Source organism: Streptomyces sp. CNQ329, from assembly GCF_000482585.1.
Map to the genome: position 1 here is coordinate 63,258 of NZ_AXVU01000022.1, position 16,440 is coordinate 79,697.

Below are 16,440 nucleotides of genomic sequence, written 5' to 3' on the forward strand. Positions count from 1 at the left end.
CGGAGCCGCTTGGCACCCGGGCCCGGCGGCGGAGCCGCTCACGCGGGCGCCGAGGCCGTCGAGCCCCGTACCACCAGCTCCGGATGGAAGACGAACTCCGCGTGCGGGGCCGGGGTGCCGCCGATCTCCTCCAGCAGGGCCCGCACCGCCGCCTGGCCCATCGCCGTCACCGGCTGGCGCACCGTCGTCAGCGGCGGGTCGGTGAAGGCGATCAGGGGTGAGTCGTCGTAGCCGACCACCGACACCTGCCGCGGCACCGCTAGCCCCCGCTGCCGCGCCGCGCGGATCGCGCCCAGCGCCATCATGTCGCTGGCGCACACAACCGCCGTGCAGCCGCGGTCCAGCAGCGCCGCCGCCGCGGCCTGCCCGCCCTCCAGCGAGTACAGCGAGTGCTCGATGTCGGCCCGCGCGTCGTCCTCCGGCACGGACAGGATGTCTCTCATGGAGTCGAGGAACCCCTCGACCTTCCGCTGGACGGGCACGAAGCGGCCCGGGCCGAGCGCGAGCCCGATGCGGCGGTGGCCCAGGGAGGCCAGGTGGGTCACCGACAGCCGCATCGCGTCCCGGTCGTCGGGGGAGATGAACGTGCCCTGGAACTTCTCCGAGTAGCCGTTGATCATCACGAACGGGACGCCCTTGGCGCGCAGCCGCGTGTACCGCTCCATGTCGGCGGTGGTGTCGGCGTGCAGCCCGGAGACGAAGACGATGCCGTCCACACCGCGCTCCACGAGCATCTCGGTCAGCTCGTCCTCCGTCGAGCCGCCGGGCGTCTGCGCCGCCAGCACCGGGGTGTAGCCCTGCCGGGTCAGCGCCTGGCCGATGACCTGGGCGAAGCCGGGGAAGATCGGGTTGTCCAGCTCGGGGATGAGCAGCCCGATCAGGCCCGCGCTGCGCCGGCGCAGTTTCACCGGCCGCTCGTAGCCGAGCACGTCGAGTGCGGCCAGCACGGCCTGCCGGGTGGTGTCCGCCACCCCCGGTCTGCCGTTCAGTACCCGGCTGACCGTGGCCTCGCTGACCCCGGCCTGGGCCGCGATGTCGGCGAGCCGCGCGGTCGCGGGACCTGACTGTTCCTGGCGCACGTCGTGTCCTCCCTGGTTCTCGGGTGTGACCGTAACTCCTTGCAGAAATTTCTTGCAAGGTCTTTCGGCCGCATGTCGATCCTGTTAGCTTCCTCGGCGTCCGGCGCCGCGCTGCGCGGTCACGGTTCCCTGCCTGAAGGAGAGTTCACTATGCGACGTGGCATAGCCGCCACCGCCCTGGCCGCTTCACTTGCGCTGACGGCCACGGCCTGCGGGGACGACGGGGACGGCGGCGGGAGCGCCGGCGGGCAGGTGACGATCACCTGGTGGGACACCTCGAACGCCACCAACGAGGCGCCGACGTACAAGGCGTTGATCAAGGAGTTCGAGAAGGCCCACCCGGACATCAAGGTGGACTACGTCAACGTCCCCTTCGACCAGGCCCAGAACAAGTTCACCACGGCCGCCGGCACCAAGGGCGCCCCCGACGTCATCCGGACCGAGGTCGGCTGGACCGCCTCCTGGGCCAAGTCGCAGTTCCTCGCCCCGCTCGACGGCACCGCGGCCCTGGCGAAGCAGGACGACTTCACGCCGTCGCTGCTGAAGCAGGCGCAGTACGAGGGCACGACCTACGGCGCCCCGATCGTCACCGACACCCTCGCGCTCCTGTGGAACAAGGACCTGCTGAAGAAGGCCGGCCACGACGCGCCCCCCGCCGACTGGGACCAGCTCATGGACGTCGCCGCCGACGTCGAGGACAAGACCGGCACCGACGGCTTCTGGCTCCACAAGGACCCGTACTACACGCTGCCGTTCCTCTTCGGCGAGGGCACCGACATGGTCGACGCCGGGGCACAGAAGATCACCGTCAACTCGCCCGAGGCCGTCACCGGCGTGGAGAAGGCCAGGGAGATCGTCGAGGCGCCGGGCACCGCCGACCTGGACGTCACCGCCGACGCGTACGCCCACATGCAGGACGCCTTCGTCAACGGCAAGGTCGCGATGATCATCCAGGGTCCGTGGGAGCTGACCAACGTCTACGCCGGTTCCGCCTTCAAGGACAAGGCCGACCTCGGTATCGCCCCCGTCCCGGCCGGCTCCACCGGCAAGGCCGGCGCCCCCACCGGCGGCCACAACCTCTCCGTCTACAACGGCTCCGACGAGGCGCACAAGGAAGCCGCGATCGAGTTCGTCGGCTGGATGACCTCCGCCGACACCCAGGCGAAGATCGCCCTGAAGAACGGCACCCTGCCCACCCGCGCCTCCGCCTACACCGACGAGGTCACGGCCGCCCCCGGCGTCGCCGACTACCAGCAGGTCCTCGCCGACACCGCCCGGCCGCGCCCCGCGCTGCCCGAGTACAGCACCCTGCTCGGCGACGACTTCGCGCAGAACCTCGCCGCCGTCCTCAAGGGCGACACCGGCGTGAAGGACGGACTCGACACCGTCGCGGAGAAGTTCGGCGAGCTGGTCCCCGACTTCGCGTAACACCGCGGCGGGCCGGAAGGGCACGGAAGTGATCAGCAGCCTGAAACAGTCGTACAGCCGCCACTGGTACGCCTACGCCATGGTGGCCCCGGTTGTCGCCGTCCTCGGCGTGCTCGTGGCGTACCCGCTGGGACGCGGCGTCTACCTGTCGCTGACCGACGCCACGAGCGACAACGTCGGCCGCACCATCGGTGTCAACAAGATCCCGGACAGCTTCTCCTTCGTCGGCTTCGACCACTACGTCGACATCCTCACCGGCAGCGCCGCCGACACCTTCTGGAAGCAGTGCGTCTGGACCCTGTTCTGGACCGCCGCCTGCGTCACCCTCCACTACGGCATCGGCCTGGTCCTCGCCGTGCTGCTCAACCGCAGGATGCGCGGGCGCACCCTGTACCGGCTGGCGCTGATCCTGCCGTGGGCGGTGCCGACGTTCGTCACCGTCTTCTCCTGGCGGATGATCCTCGCCGACGGCGGCGTGCTGAACTCCGCGTTCGCCTCCTTCGGGCTGCCGGAACCCGCCTGGCTCAGCGAGCCGTTCTGGCAGCGGACGGCGGCGATCGTCGTCAACACCTGGTGCGGCGTGCCGTTCATGATGGTCTCGCTGCTCGGCGGGCTCCAGTCGATCCCGCACGAGCTGTACGAGGCCGCCGAGACGGACGGCGCCACGCCCTGGCAGCGCTTCAGGCACGTGACGCTGCCGGGGCTGCGCGCGGTGAGCAGCACGGTGATCATGCTGGGCGTGATCTGGACGTTCAACCAGTTCATCGTCATCTTCCTGCTCTTCGGCTCCACCGCGCCCGACACCGAGATCCTGGTCACGTGGGCCTACCGGCTCGGCTTCGGCCAGACACCCCGGGACTACGCGGGCTCCGCCGCGTACGGCGTGATCATCCTGTCCATGCTCGTCGTGCTGGTGTCGGTCTACCGCCGCTGGCTGAACCGCAACGAGGGGGCGGCCGTCCGATGACCCGCTCTGCCACTTCCCGCCCGGCCCGCCCCGCCGCCTCCCGTCCGCGCCGCCGCGGCGAGCGCAGCACCGCCGCGTCCGTCGCACTGCACGGCACCTTGCTCCTGGCGAGCTTCATCGCGCTCTTCCCGGTCGTCTGGCTGGCGTGGATCTCGCTCGGCCCCGACAAGAACGACTTCCTGCACGCCGGCGAGATCGCCGGGAAGGCCGGCCTGTCGAACTACACCACCGTGCTGTCCGACACCGACTTCCTGCGGTGGGTCGGCAACTCGCTGATCGTCAGCCTCGGCACGTGCCTCATAGGCGTCTTCGTCTCCGCCAGCGCCGCGTACGCCGTCTCGCGCATGCGCTTCCCCGGCCACCGGCAGCTCATGTGGACGTTCCTGGTCACGCAGATGTTCCCGTTCGCGATCCTCATCGTGCCGCTGTACAACATCCTGGCCGGGCTCGACCTGCTGGACACCTACTGGGCGCTGATCGCCGTCAACCTCACCCAGGCCGTGCCGTACTGCGCCTGGCTGCTCAAGGGCTACTTCGACACCATCCCGCACGAGATCGACGAGGCCGGCCGGGTCGACGGGCTCACGCCCTTCGGCACGTTCTGGCGGCTGGTGCTGCCGCTGGCCCGGCCGGGCATGGCGGTCGCGGCGTTCTACACCTTCCTCACCGCGTGGGCGGAGTTCGCCTTCGCCTCGGTGTTCCTGCTCAGCTCCGACAAGTACACGCTGCCCATCGGCCTGGCGACCTTCGTCAGCGAACACGACCAGCAGTGGAACCTGATGGCCGCCACCGGCGTGCTCATCGCGGTCCCGGCGGCGGCGTTCTTCTACCTCGTCCAGCGCCACCTGGTGACCGGTCTGACGGCCGGCGCCGCCAAGTCGTAAGCCCGCGCGCCCATGCCCGTTCCGCACGCCTTCCGCCGCACCGCTCCCGCAAGCCACTGGTACGCGGCCCCCACCCGGCCGCCCGCCCACCGACGACCCGGGGAAGACATGACCCAGCACCTTGCCGCCCGCACGGCCGCCGACTCCGCCGACGCCCTCGACTGGTGGCGCGACGCGGTGATCTACCAGGTCTATCCGCGCAGCTTCGCCGACGCCGACGGCGACGGCACCGGCGACCTGGCCGGCATCCGCGCCCGGCTGCCGTACCTCGCGGGGCTCGGCGTCGACGCGGTGTGGCTCAGCCCGTTCTACGCCTCCCCGCAGGCCGACGGCGGCTACGACGTCGCCGACTACCGCGCCATCGACCCCGTCTACGGCACCCTCCACGACGCCGACGCCCTCATCCGCGACGCCCACGAACTCGGCCTGCGGATCATCGTGGACGTCGTACCCAACCACTCCTCCGACCGGCACGAGTGGTTCCGCCGCGCCCTCGCCGAGGGCCCCGGCTCCCCGCCGCGGGCCCGCTACCACTTCCGCAGGGGCAAGGGCGCGCACGGCGAACTGCCGCCCAACGACTGGGAGTCCATCTTCGGCGGCCCCGCCTGGACCCGCTGTCCGGACGGCGAGTGGTACCTGCACCTCTTCGCCCCCGAGCAGCCCGACTTCAACTGGGAGCACCCGGCGGTCGCCGACGAGTTCCGCTCCATCCTGCGCTTCTGGCTCGACATGGGCGTGGACGGCTTCCGCGTCGACGTCGCCCACGGCCTGGTCAAGGCCGCCGGGCTGCCCGACATCGGCGGCCCCGGGCAGCTCGGGCTGCTCGGCAACGCCGCCGTGCCGTTCTTCGACCAGGACGGCGTGCACGAGATCTACCGGAGCTGGCGGCGCGTGCTGGAGGAGTACCCGGGCCGGCGTATCGCGGTGGCCGAGGCGTGGACGCCGACCGTGGAGCGCACGGCCAACTACGTCCGCCCCGACGAGCTGCACCAGGCGTTCAACTTCCAGTACCTCGGCACCTACTGGGACGCCGCCGAGCTGCGCGGCGTCATCGACGCCTCGCTGGCCGCCATGCGCCCCGTCGGCGCGCCCGCGACGTGGGTGCTCTCCAACCACGACGTCACCCGGCACACCACGCGCTTCGCCAACCCGCCGGGCCTGGGCACCCAGTTGCGCTCGGCCGGTGACCCGGCCCTCGGCCTGCGCCGGGCCCGCGCGGCGACGCTGCTGATGCTGGCGCTGCCCGGCTCCGCGTACCTCTACCAGGGTGAGGAGCTGGGCCTGCCGGACGTCACCGACCTGCCCGACGAGGTGCGGCAGGACCCGGCGTTCGCGCGCGGGGCGGGGCAGGACGGATTCCGCGACGGGTGCCGGGTGCCGATCCCGTGGACGGTGACGGGCAGTTCGTACGGCTTCGGGGACGGCGGCAGTTGGCTGCCGCAGCCCGCGGGGTGGGGGGAGCTGAGCGTCGAGGCGCAGACCGGCGACCCGGGCTCCACGCTGGAGCTGTACCGCGCGGCGCTGGCGGTGCGGCGCGAGCACGCCGCCCTGGGCGCGGGGGACGGGGTGGAGTGGCTGCCGGCGCCGGAGGGGGTGCTGCTGTTCCGGCGCGCACCGGCGGACGGCGGCGCGGTGTTCGTCTGCGCGGCGAACACCACGGGCGCGGCGGTGCGGATCACCGTCCCGGCGGGGCGGCTGCTGCTGGCGAGTGCCGAAGTGGCGGGCGGGGAGTCCGGCGGCGCGGTGGAGGTGCCGGCGGACGCCACGGTGTGGTGGTCGGCACAGGACGCCTGAGCGGTACGCCGGGAAGGGCCCGTACGTCACGGGCACACGTCCCGCCAGGTAGGCCAAGGATCGCCGTGCCCCCGGCCGCCGGTTGCCGATAGCCTCGACAGGCTGGACTGGGGCGAGTACGGAGGCAGTTGATGCCGGGTCGGGAGACGGGGACACCGGAGGTCCGGAGCAGGCGGGGGAGACGTCGCGACCTGGGCGGCCGCCCCTTTCCCGCCATCGCGCTGGAGGCGACGGGAGGACCGCAGGAGACCCTTCAGGAACTGCGGGCGTGGGCCGAGCGCGAGGCCGAGGACGCCGTCGAGTGGTATCTGGCCGACAAACGGCGTAAGCGTCTGGGCTCCCGCATCGTCAGCGTGCTGACCATCCTGCTCGCCGTCGGCGGCACCCTGATCCCGCTGGCCAGCGTCCTGTCCGGTGGCCCGGCTCAGGGGTGGGGATACGTGCTGCTTGCTCTGGCCGCGGGCTGCAAGGGGTTCGACCACTTCTTCGGGATGTCCTCGGGCTGGATGCGTGACATCACCGCCGCACACAAGCTGCGCGGAGGGCTGAACGAGTTCCGGATGGCCTGGGCGGCGGAGCATCTCCGCGCCGCCGACGACGCCGCCGCGGACGGCACCCTCGACCCCGCGGCGCTGGAGCGCCGGCTCGCGCTGCTGATGTCGCTGGTCGAGGCCGTCCAACGGCAGGTGGAGTCGGAGACCGCGGAGTGGCTGAGCGACTTCCGCGCGGCGGCGCAGCAGCTCCAGGACAACGCCGGGCCGCCACCGGGCGCGGGAGCGTGAGGCGGGGGTGGCGACGGAGCGGATGCTGAGCGTCGTCCTGCCGGGCGGCGCGGAGCAGGACGTCGTCCTGGAGGCGCCCGACAACACGCCGGTGTCGATGATGGCGCAACGGCTCGGGCACTGGTGCCGCCGCCCACCGGGACCGCAGCCGCTGTTCCTCGCCGACGCCAGCCAGGTGCCCCCCGACGCCACGCTCGCGGACGTGCCCGTACGCCCCGGCACCCGGCTCTGGCTCGGCGAACCGCCCGCCGAACCGATGTGGAACCACGTCACGCCCGAGTTCATCCACCGCCAGCTCCTCAAGAAGGGCCTCGCGGAAGCGCGCGACGGCGGCACGCTCCTGGTCCCCCGCAGGCGAGGTGACGCGGACGCCATCAGGCCCGAGCGCAGTGGCTGGCGGCGGCTGCTGCCGGTCAGGCGACAGGATCCGGACAGGGAACTCGGCGACCAGCCGTGGTTCCAGGACCCCCGCAGCCTGCTCTTCGGTGAGGCACAGTTATGGCACCGGGACCCGGGCAGCGCGCCGTTCCTCCAACTCGTCCTGGGCTATGACTTCGACCTCCCCGATCTGAGGCGGCCGGTGCCGGTCATGGTGGACCTGCCCCACATCGGGGTCCTCGGTCTCGCCGGTGGTCAGGCCGGCGAGGCCGGCGCCTGGCTCGTCGCCTCCATCCTGGCCACGCACAGTCCCGCGGACGTCGACGTGCGCGTCCTGACCACCGGCCGGGACCGCCGCGTGTGGGACTTCCTCCGCCTGATCCCGCACGCCCCCTCGTCCGGCCCGCGGATCGCCTACGGCGCCGAGACGTCGGCCCGGCACATCAACGACCTCCTGAGCCGCGGCTCCACCCCGCCCGGAAGCCCTCAGCCGGCCGCGGCCGTGCTCGTCCTCGACGGGGCCCGCAAGCTGCGTGCGCTCCCGGCAGTCGCGGAACTGCTCCAGCACGGACCCGAGTACGCGGTGTTCTCGATCTGCCTGGAGGAGTACGCGCCGATGCTGCCCGCCGAGTGCCGCGCGACAGCCGAGATCGGCGCGAACCCCCGGCTGCTGCGGGAGGGAAGGCCGGTGCGGGAGGGGTGGAACGCACACCGGGCCGGCCGCGCACAGACCGATCGCATCGGCCGCATCCTGGCGCCCCTCCGCGACCCCGCCGTGTTCACGGAGCCGGCCAGCCCTCGCCTGCTCGAACTGCTCGACCTGCCAACGAACGACGTCGACGAGCAACGCCTGCGCTGGGCGGGGCCTTCCCCCGGGCTCTCCGCCCCCGTCGGCGAGTCCCAGGGCGTCCCTCTCGCCATCGATCTCGTACGCGACGGTCCCCACGCCCTCGTCGCCGGCACGACCGGCTCCGGCAAGACGGAGTTCCTGCGGACCTGGATCGCCTCCATGGCCGCCGCCCACCCGCCCGACGCCGTGTCCTTCGTGCTGGTGGACTACAAGGGCGGCAGTGCGTTCTCCGACTGTGTCCGGCTGCCGCACACCGTCGAGATGCTCTCCGACATCGACGGCTATCTCGTCGAACGCACCCTCACCGGCCTTGCCGCCGAACTCCGCAGGCGCGAGGGGCTGCTGGTGCGGGCCGGAGCCCGCGACATCACCGGCTACGCCGACCTCTACGCGGCCGGGGACGAACGCGCCCGTGACCCGCTACCGCGGCTGGTGCTCGTCGTGGACGAGGCCGCGGCGCTCATCAGCGAGTTGCCCGACTTCATCCGCGGCCTGGTGGACGTCGCGCGCCGCGGTCGCTCCCTCGGTGTCCACCTGGTGCTCGCCACCCAGCGGCCCCGCGCCGTGGCGACCACCGAGATCCGCGCCAACACGAACCTGCGCGTCGCCCTGCGCCTCGCGGGCGAGGGCGAGAGCACCGACGTGATCGACGCGCCGAACGCGGCCTGGCTCGACACGTCCGAGCCCGGGGCCGCGTATGTACGTACCGGCGCCGAGGCGCTCGTGCGGCTGCGTACCGCGCGGGTCGGCGTGCTGTCGGTGGTCGGCCCCGGCGACGAGTCGCTGGTGCGGGTGCGCAGGGCCTCGTGGGCGGGCGACGAGGACGGCGGCAGATCCCTCCGCGTCGAGCCGGAACCGACCGGGCGAACGGATCTCGCCATCCTCGTCGACGTCATCCGCGATTCCGTCGAGGCCGCCGGCATCCCCCGGCCCACGGCGCTGCTGCCGCCCCCGCTCCGCGAGGAGATCGACCTGGACGCGCTGTCCGACGGCCGGCCCGCGCCGGACGCGGACCCCGGGCGCTGGCCCGACCTGGTACCCGTGCCGATCGGCCTGGCGGACGCCCCCGACGCCCAGCGCCAGGATTTCGCGATGCTGGACCTGTCCGACAAGGCGCCGCTGTTCATCGCCGGCGGCCCGCGCAGCGGTCGCTCGCAGCTCCTGCGGACCGTGGCCGGCGCCGTCGCGCGCCGGCACAGCCTGGTCGACGTGCACCTCTACGGCATCGACTGCGGCAGCGGCGCGCTGCAGGTGCTCGGCGAACTGCCGCACTGCGGCGCAGTCGTCTCCCGCAACGAACGCGACCGGCTCACCAGGCTGCTGGACAGGCTCACCACCACCGTACGGGTCCGGCAGTCGCAGCTCGCCGCCGAGGCGTTCCCCGACGTCGCCGCACAGCGGCAGGCGGTGGCGACGCACCGGCGGATGCCGTATCTGCTGGTGCTCCTGGACGGCTGGGAAGGCTTCCAGGAAGCGCTGGAGGACGCGGAGCACGGCAAGTACGTCGACGACTGCCGCTGGCTCTTCCGGGAGGGGCCGAGGGTCGGCGTCTACCCGGTCGTCGCCGGCGGCCGGGCGGTGCTGCCCGCCTGGATCAGGAGGACGGCCGCGAACACGCTGGTGCTGCCGTTCAGTGACCGCCGCAACTACGAGGAGGCGGGCATCAACCCCCGCCGGGTACCGGAGTACCTGCCCCCCGGCCGTGCCCTTTCCGCCCAGGGCAGGGGCCGTACCGTCATGCAGGTCGCGCTCCTGCCCGGCGATCCCACGGCCCGCGGCCAGGCCGAGGCGCTGGCCCGGATCGGCGCGGCGGCCCGGGACCGGGACGCCGGGGTGGCGCTGACGCGGCGTCCGTTCCGGGTGGACCCGCTGGACTTCGCCGCCGACCGCTTTCATGTCGGCGGCGGCACGGGCCGGCCGGTGGGCCGCGACGCGGAGCTGGCGTGGCTGCGCGACAGGTACGCCACCGGCACCTCGGTCGCGCTCCTCGGCCCCCGCCGGGCGGGCAAGACGTGGGTCCTCGGCGAACTGGAGCGCCGCCTCGTCGCGGACGGCGCACGCCGGGTGCGCAAGCTCACCGTCCCGCACCGGGCCAGCCACGTCGACAACCCCGACGAGCTCGCCGCCCTCCTCGACCCCGCCGTGCGCGGCGCGACGAGCCCCGCCGAGGCCCTGCTCACCCGGGCCGGCCAGCGCGCGGCGCGCGCCGACCGGGAGGCGTTCCTGCTCGACGAGGTCGGCCGGCTCGCCGAGTACCACCCCGCGGCCGTCTCCTGGCTGCGCGACCTCGGCCAGGCGGGCGCGTGGCTCGTCTACACCGGCACCGAGAAGGACTGGCAGACCGTCGTACGGTCTGCTCTCACCGCCCCCGGCTCCAGCTTCGGCAACGACGTCGACAAGCGCATCCTCGGCCCCCTCGGCGAGCCGCACGCGCTGGCGTTCCTCACGGGCACGGCCGCGAACCTCGGCGTCGACATCGCACCCGACCGCGCGGGCGCGCGAATCCTCGCGCTGGTCGGCACCTGGCCGTTCTACCTCCAGGTGATGGGCGACGCGGTCGTACGCGCGGTCCAGGCGGACGACCGCCGCCCGCTGACGAGCGGTCCCGCACTCGAAGAGCTGTGCAGGCAGGAGCTGCTGATCGGGCGCAGCGAGCAGTTCCAGTCGCGCTGGGCGGAGATCGGCCCCGCGGGCCGTGCCGCGCTGCTGCACACCCCCGGCGCACCTCCGCCGCGGCCGGCGCCGGCGCAGCGGATGGAGCTGCGGGACGTGGGGCTGCTGCGGCCGGGGGACGTGTGGCTGGCGGACCGGCCGTTCTTCGACTGGATCGCGCTGAGCCAGGTGTCGCTGCGGGACGAGCGGTTACGGGGCGGGGTCCGCGGCGACGCCCGGCCCGCCGACGCCGCCGATCCGCCGCGGAACACCCCCGGGGCCGAGGGTCCCGCCACCGATGAGGAGTCAGCCACATGAGCCGCTTCCGGCCGAGCCGGGCCTACCAGCCCGAGCTGGACGTCCGGTTCCCCGGCGACCACGTGCCCGGCTGGGCGCGGCCCCTGGTCGAGGGCCAACTGCCCAACTCCGCCGCGTGGCTGGTGGAGCTGCCCCGCCGGGCGGGCAAGACGTGGCTGGCGCACGCCGTCGAACGGGCCCGCGCCGGCCGGCCGTCGCTCCGGGTGGACCTGCGCTCGGCCGCCGGGGCGGTACGGCGCCGGGGGCTCGGGTGTCTGACGGGCGGCAAGCAGCCGCCCCGGGTGGAGCCGGGGTGCGTGGTGCTGGTCGACGAACCGGCGCTGGCCCGCGGCGCGGACGGCGGCGGCCGGGCCCGTGCGCCGCACACCGCCCCCGACGCGCAGGGCGTGCCCGCACCCCCCGCCCTCGGCGGAGTCGATCCCGCGGCGCTCGCCGCCGGGCTGGAGCAGGTACGGGACGCCGGCGCCGTGCCCGTCGTCTTCGCCACCCCCGCCGAGCAGTTGCTGCTCGCCCCGCACCTCGGCGCCGACGCGCCCAAGGACGTGCTGCGCCCGCCGCGGCTCGCCGACGACGAATGCGCGCGCATGGCCGCCCGCGACCCGCAGTGGGCGCCCGGGGTCGTGGCGTTGCTGCGGGCGGCCGAACCGGGGTGGCTGCAGACCCCGTTCCTCCTCGAACTCGCGCTGCAGACCGCCGAGGAGCACCCCGCGCTCCGGGCCGACGCCGCGCGGCTGGCGACGGCCGCGTACGACGAGGCGTGCGGGCGGCACCAGTATGTGCCGCAGTGGTTCCACGACGGCCTCGCCGCCGAGCACCGCGCCGCGCTGCGCGCCCGGCGGTGGCACGACGCGGGGGTGGAAGTGGCCGTACGGGCCGCGCACATCCCGCCGGCGGACGACCCCGTGCTCGTCCGCCACCTGCCCGGCGTGCTGCGCATCCACCACGTCACCGACCTCCACCACGGCGGCGGGCTGCGCGCCAACGTCGACGCCAAGGACACCTCGCAGGCCGGGCAGCGGCTCGCGGAACTGGCCGGCGCCGGCTCACCGCTGGACGCGTACCTGGACCACGTACGCCAGCTCGCCGGCCAGGGCCGGGCGCCGCACCTCGTCATCGCCACCGGCGACCTCGTCAACCGGCCCGTCGACGCCGACGGCGAGACGGCGCTCGCCTGGCTGCGCGCGCTGCAGGACCAGCTCGCCGGCCACGCCGACCTGCGCCCCGACGACCCGCGGGTGCTCCTCACCGGCGGCAACCACGACGTGTCGTGGGAGCGGTGCCTGGAGGAGGACCCGCAGGCACGGCACCGCTGGTTCGCCCGCGTCTTCGCCGACTACCCCCACCCCGACCTGCACGAACCCGACCCCGCGGCCCGCCGGGTCTACGTCACCTATCCGGACGCCGGGCTGCGGGTCGCGCTCCTCGGCACCGCCGAGTCCGGCGGCGAACCGGCACACGACCGGGACCGCGAGCGGCTGGAGCGGTTCCGCGCGACGTACGTGGCGGCGGCGGACGCGGCGGACGCGGACGCCGTACGCCGCATCGTGCTGGAGTTCGAGCGCCACGACCCCGGCGTCATCGCCCGCGGCGTACTCGACCGGCTCACCCGCGAACCGGGCTACGTCACCCTGGCGGCCCTGCACCACCCGCTGTCGCCGGTGCCGGCGGTGGAGATCGCCCCGTACGCGGGAGTGGTCAACGCGGGCCAGGCGAAGTGGACGCTGGCGGAGGCCGGCACCGCCCTGGTCCTGCACGGCCACACGCACCTGGGCTTCACCGCGGCCGAACGCCTGCTGGGCACCGCCCGCCCCTGGACCACCCGCATCGCGGGCGCCCCGGCGCTGGGCAGCCGCGAGTCGGACGAGCGCAACGGGTACAACGAGGTCTTCGTCGCCCGCGAGGGCGGCGACCACGTGGTGGCACTCCGCACGGTCCGCTACGAGGCCGGCACCTGGACCCCGGGCCCCGCCGCCGGCTTCACGCCGGGCGCCCCGGACGAAACCCCGCTGACGGTCCTCTGCGGAGACCCCGCCTGACCCCGGGCATGCGGCCGAACAGCCGGACGGCCGGCGCGCGGTGCGCTCGACGGCACCGCGGGGCCTGGGGAGGTCCTCGGCCGGTTTCCGCGTCCTGCGACCGTGCCGTGCGGGGCTGATCGCCCGCCGTGCGGGGTCCATCGCCGCGTGACCTGCCGTGAGGGCACCCCGTGGCGCACGAGCCCGATCGGCCCGCGCGGCAAGCGTTCCCCGGACCGTGCCCCTACGACGCCCAGGTCCCGCAGCGGACCCGGCTCAGCCGCCCGCGGCACGGACCCCCGGACCGGGTCCCCGCGAGGCCCGTGTCCCGCGCCGGACCCGGCTCAGCCGTGCGCCGCTTCCTGCCCGGCCCGCAGCCCCTGCTGCTCCTCCGGGCCGGGGCCCGGCTCCGCGCCACCCGCACCGCCGGCCGCCGCCGCACCGTCCCCTTCGCCGGCGACAAGGCCCAGCGCACCCGGGTGCACGGACTCCCGCACCGCCGCGTACTGCTGCCGTACCGCCTGGCCCAGCGCCAGGTCCTCGTCCGCGTCGAACGTCTCGTGCGGTCCCGTCTCCCACACCGGCGGCGTCTCCGCGCCGAGCCGGCCCTCCGCGACGCCCAGGGCCCACGCCGCCTGGCGGGCGGCGCCGAGGGCCGCGTAGTCGGCGGACGCCGGGACCACGACCTGGGCCTGGAAGACGGCCGGCGCCAGCGCCTGCACGGCCGGGAGGCCCGCCGCGGCGCCGAGGAGGAAGACACGGCGTACGGTCACGCCCCGGGCGCGCAGCACCTCAAGGGCGTCCGCGAGGCCGCACAGCATGCCCTCGAACGCCGCGCGCGCCAGGTGCTCGGGGCGCATGCTCTCGCGGCGCAGGCCGTGCAGGGAGCCGGCGGTCTGCGGGAGGCTCGGGGTGCGCTCGCCGTCGAGGTACGGCAGCAGGACGAGCCCGTGGGCGCCGGGGGTGGAGGTCAGCGCCAGCTCGGAGAGCCGCTCCAGGTCGGTCGGCGCCAGGCCCAGCAGCTCGGCGGCGCCGCGCAGGGCGCGGACGGCGTTGAGGGTGTGGACGACCGGCAGGTGCCTGCCGGTGGCGTCGGCGAGCGCGGTGACGGTGCCGCCCGCGTCGGGCAGCGCCGCGTCGTGGACGGCGTAGACCGCGCCGGACGCGCCGAGGGTGACGACCGCGTCGCCGGCGCCGAGGCCGAGGCCGAAGACGGCGGCCATGGTCTCGCCGGTGCCGGCGGAGATCAGCAGTCCCTCGGGGGTGCGGCCGGCCGCCTCGGCGGGTCCGAGCACCTCCGGCAGGCCCGCCTCGTGACCGAGGGCCAGCTCGACGAGGTCGCGGCGCCACTCACCCGCGTGCGCGGACCAGTAGCCGGTGGTGGAGGCGGAGCCGCGGTCGGTGGTGCGGCGGGGCGGCTTGCCGAGCAACTGCCAGACCAGCCAGTCGTGCGGCGTCATGAGCTGCGCGGTGCGCTTGGCGTGGTCCGGCTCGGTGGCGGCGAGCCTGCGGAGCTTGGTGACGGGCAGCTTGGCGTCCGGCACGGCACCTACGGCTTCGGCCCACGCCGCCCGGCCGCCGAACTCGCCGACGAGGTCGGCGGCGGCGCCCTGGGCCCGCTTGTCGTTGCCGGTGAGCGCGTGGCGTACCGGCGCGCCCGTGGCGTCGAGCGGGATGACGGCGTGCTGCTGGGCGGCGACCCCGATGGCCTGCACGCCCTCCAGCACCCCGCCGTCCGCGGCCTCGCCGAGCGACAGGAGCCACGTCTGCGGATCGGCTTCGTAGGCCGCCGCCGTCTCGTCGGCGGACCCGGATACCGGGTGCGGGGCGTAACCCTGCTTGAGTACCGCGCCGGTGTCGGCGTCGCAGACGACGATGTTGGTGCCTTCAGGCGAGCTGTCCAGACCGGCGACTATCCCCATGCCGCAGATGATGCCCTATCGGCGGGGCGTCCCGGGCACCGGCGCGGTTTCGGCCGCGGGACCGGCCGGAACCGGCCGGAACCGGCCCGCCGGGCACGCGGCGCGAACCGCCGCGTGCACGGCGGGCGGCCCCGGGGTCAGGTGTTGGTCGTACCCCAGTCGTCGGGCTCCTCGCGCCGGCCGCGGCTGCCGTTCGCGTGTCCGTTGCCGTGGAGGAAGTGGACGCGCGAGGCGACGTTCTCCGGGACGACGTCCGCGAACTTCGTGGAGAGCGAACTCGCCGCCTTGGTCACGGCGTCCCGGCTGGTCAGCGCGGCGGCCTCGGCGGCGTTACGCACCGCGGGCGACTCGCTGAACTGCTGCGCCGCCTTCCGCAACTGCTCGTAGCGCTCGCGTCCCGCCCGGCTGCCCAGGACATACCCGACCGCGATCCCCGCAACGAAGCTCACCCGGTACCGCATGGTCTCCACCTTCCCTCGTACTGCCTCGACCGGGCTGTTCCGCCCTGCCGTCACCGATACGGGTACCCGGAGGAGCGGAGGGGTGAATACCGATTTCGGAGCGGACCCAGCCATGCGCTAATGTATGGCGAGCAGCACAGGAGCGCCCCCCGGGAGATCGGAAGGGCCTCCGTGCGGAGCAGTCCTCCGTAGCTCAATCGGCAGAGCAGCCGGCTGTTAACCGGCAGGTTACTGGTTCGAGTCCAGTCGGGGGAGCAGGTACGCGAAGGCCCCGACCGGGGCCTTCGCCCCTTTTTTCTGCCCGTACGCCCCCCATGGCCCCACCGCCGCCCCCCGGAACCGGAAGCGCCCTGCCCGCGTCCTTCCGGGCATGCGCAGCGGCCCGGCCCCCTCCCGACAACGGGGTCTCCGGGCGACAGATCGTATGAGCGGCTATGCTGCGGCAGACGGCGCGCACATCTGTACGTGACGCGCCGTACGGGGCGGTAGCTCAGCCGGTTAGAGCAACGGACTCATAATCCGTCGGCCGTGGGTTCGAGTCCCACCCGCCCCACCTGGAGACCCCTCAGAGGGATCGTTTCGACCCGCGGTTCCCGCTGAGTTCTCATCAGCGTCCGCTCCGTGGAGAGTCGCGGAGGCCGTGAGCCGGCCCGCTGCCGGCCCGGCCCCGAAGTCCGCCACACGGCGTTCGCCCCGCGCGGGGACGGCTCGCGCCGGCGGAAGGCGCCGGAGGCCCTGGACACCTCGGGCACGAACTCGGGCAGGAAGATGCCACCCCGGTCGGCCATGCCGGGGGCCGGGGACGGCGCGGACGGGTTCATCCCGGGCAGCGTCCCGCGCCGGCTGAAGGCCGCGGGGTGGCACCAGCCCTCGGGGGGAAGGGGGGGTAACCCCTACCAAGGACGGGGGG

The 16,440-nt window shown here is 74.1% G+C and carries 10 protein-coding genes and 2 tRNA genes; 9 read left to right on the forward strand and 3 right to left on the reverse strand.

The annotated features are described in order from the left end of the window. Positions 1-38: 38 nt before the first annotated feature. Positions 39-1,079, reverse strand: a complete 1,041-nt coding sequence (locus tag I003_RS0116720; protein WP_027772562.1) for a LacI family DNA-binding transcriptional regulator — start codon at positions 1,077-1,079, stop codon at positions 39-41. Positions 1,080-1,229: 150 nt separating this feature from the next. On the opposite strand from I003_RS0116720, the gene I003_RS0116725 reads away from it, so the two are divergent. From I003_RS0116725 to I003_RS0116755, 7 genes are all read left to right on the forward strand, one after another. Further along, positions 1,230-2,507: an extracellular solute-binding protein gene (locus I003_RS0116725; protein WP_027772563.1), complete on the forward strand. Its 1,278-nt coding sequence runs from the start codon at positions 1,230-1,232 to the stop codon at positions 2,505-2,507. A 79-nt stretch (positions 2,508-2,586) separates the two neighbouring features. Beyond that, entirely contained in the window at positions 2,587-3,474 is an 888-nt protein-coding gene (locus I003_RS0116730; protein WP_486584258.1) for a carbohydrate ABC transporter permease, read from the forward strand. Then, on the forward strand, positions 3,471-4,358 hold the full coding sequence (locus tag I003_RS0116735) for a carbohydrate ABC transporter permease (protein WP_027772565.1): 888 nt from the start codon (positions 3,471-3,473) through the stop codon (positions 4,356-4,358). Before I003_RS0116730 ends, I003_RS0116735 begins: the two co-directional genes overlap by 4 nt. 108 nt (positions 4,359-4,466) lie before the next feature. Then, positions 4,467-6,152: a glycoside hydrolase family 13 protein gene (locus I003_RS0116740; RefSeq protein WP_027772566.1), complete on the forward strand. Its 1,686-nt coding sequence runs from the start codon at positions 4,467-4,469 to the stop codon at positions 6,150-6,152. Between the two features lie 131 nt (positions 6,153-6,283). Continuing rightward, on the forward strand, positions 6,284-6,934 hold the full coding sequence (locus I003_RS0116745) for an SLATT domain-containing protein (protein WP_027772567.1): 651 nt from the start codon (positions 6,284-6,286) through the stop codon (positions 6,932-6,934). Positions 6,935-6,956: 22 nt separating this feature from the next. Further along, a complete protein-coding gene (locus tag I003_RS0116750) occupies positions 6,957-11,132 on the forward strand; it encodes an FtsK/SpoIIIE domain-containing protein (RefSeq protein WP_027772568.1) in 4,176 nt (1,391 codons plus the stop codon). After that, a complete protein-coding gene (locus I003_RS0116755; protein ID WP_027772569.1) occupies positions 11,129-13,168 on the forward strand; it encodes a metallophosphoesterase family protein in 2,040 nt (679 codons plus the stop codon). The genes I003_RS0116750 and I003_RS0116755 overlap by 4 nt, the downstream gene beginning before the upstream one ends. 323 nt (positions 13,169-13,491) lie before the next feature. Here the strand turns inward: I003_RS0116755 and I003_RS0116760 are convergent, their stop codons facing one another. Together I003_RS0116760 and I003_RS0116765 are read right to left on the reverse strand one after the other, a co-directional pair. Further along, entirely contained in the window at positions 13,492-15,069 is a 1,578-nt protein-coding gene (locus I003_RS0116760) for an FGGY family carbohydrate kinase (protein WP_027772570.1), read from the reverse strand. Positions 15,070-15,206: 137 nt separating this feature from the next. After that, a complete protein-coding gene (locus I003_RS0116765; protein ID WP_027772571.1) occupies positions 15,207-15,530 on the reverse strand; it encodes a hypothetical protein in 324 nt (107 codons plus the stop codon). 182 nt (positions 15,531-15,712) lie between these two features. Between I003_RS0116765 and I003_RS0116770 the strand changes: the two genes are divergently transcribed. Both I003_RS0116770 and I003_RS0116775 read left to right on the forward strand, forming a co-directional pair. Then, a tRNA-Asn gene (locus I003_RS0116770) sits at positions 15,713-15,785 on the forward strand. Positions 15,786-16,009: 224 nt separating this feature from the next. Further along, positions 16,010-16,083, forward strand: a tRNA-Ile gene (locus tag I003_RS0116775). Positions 16,084-16,440 lie beyond the last annotated feature (357 nt).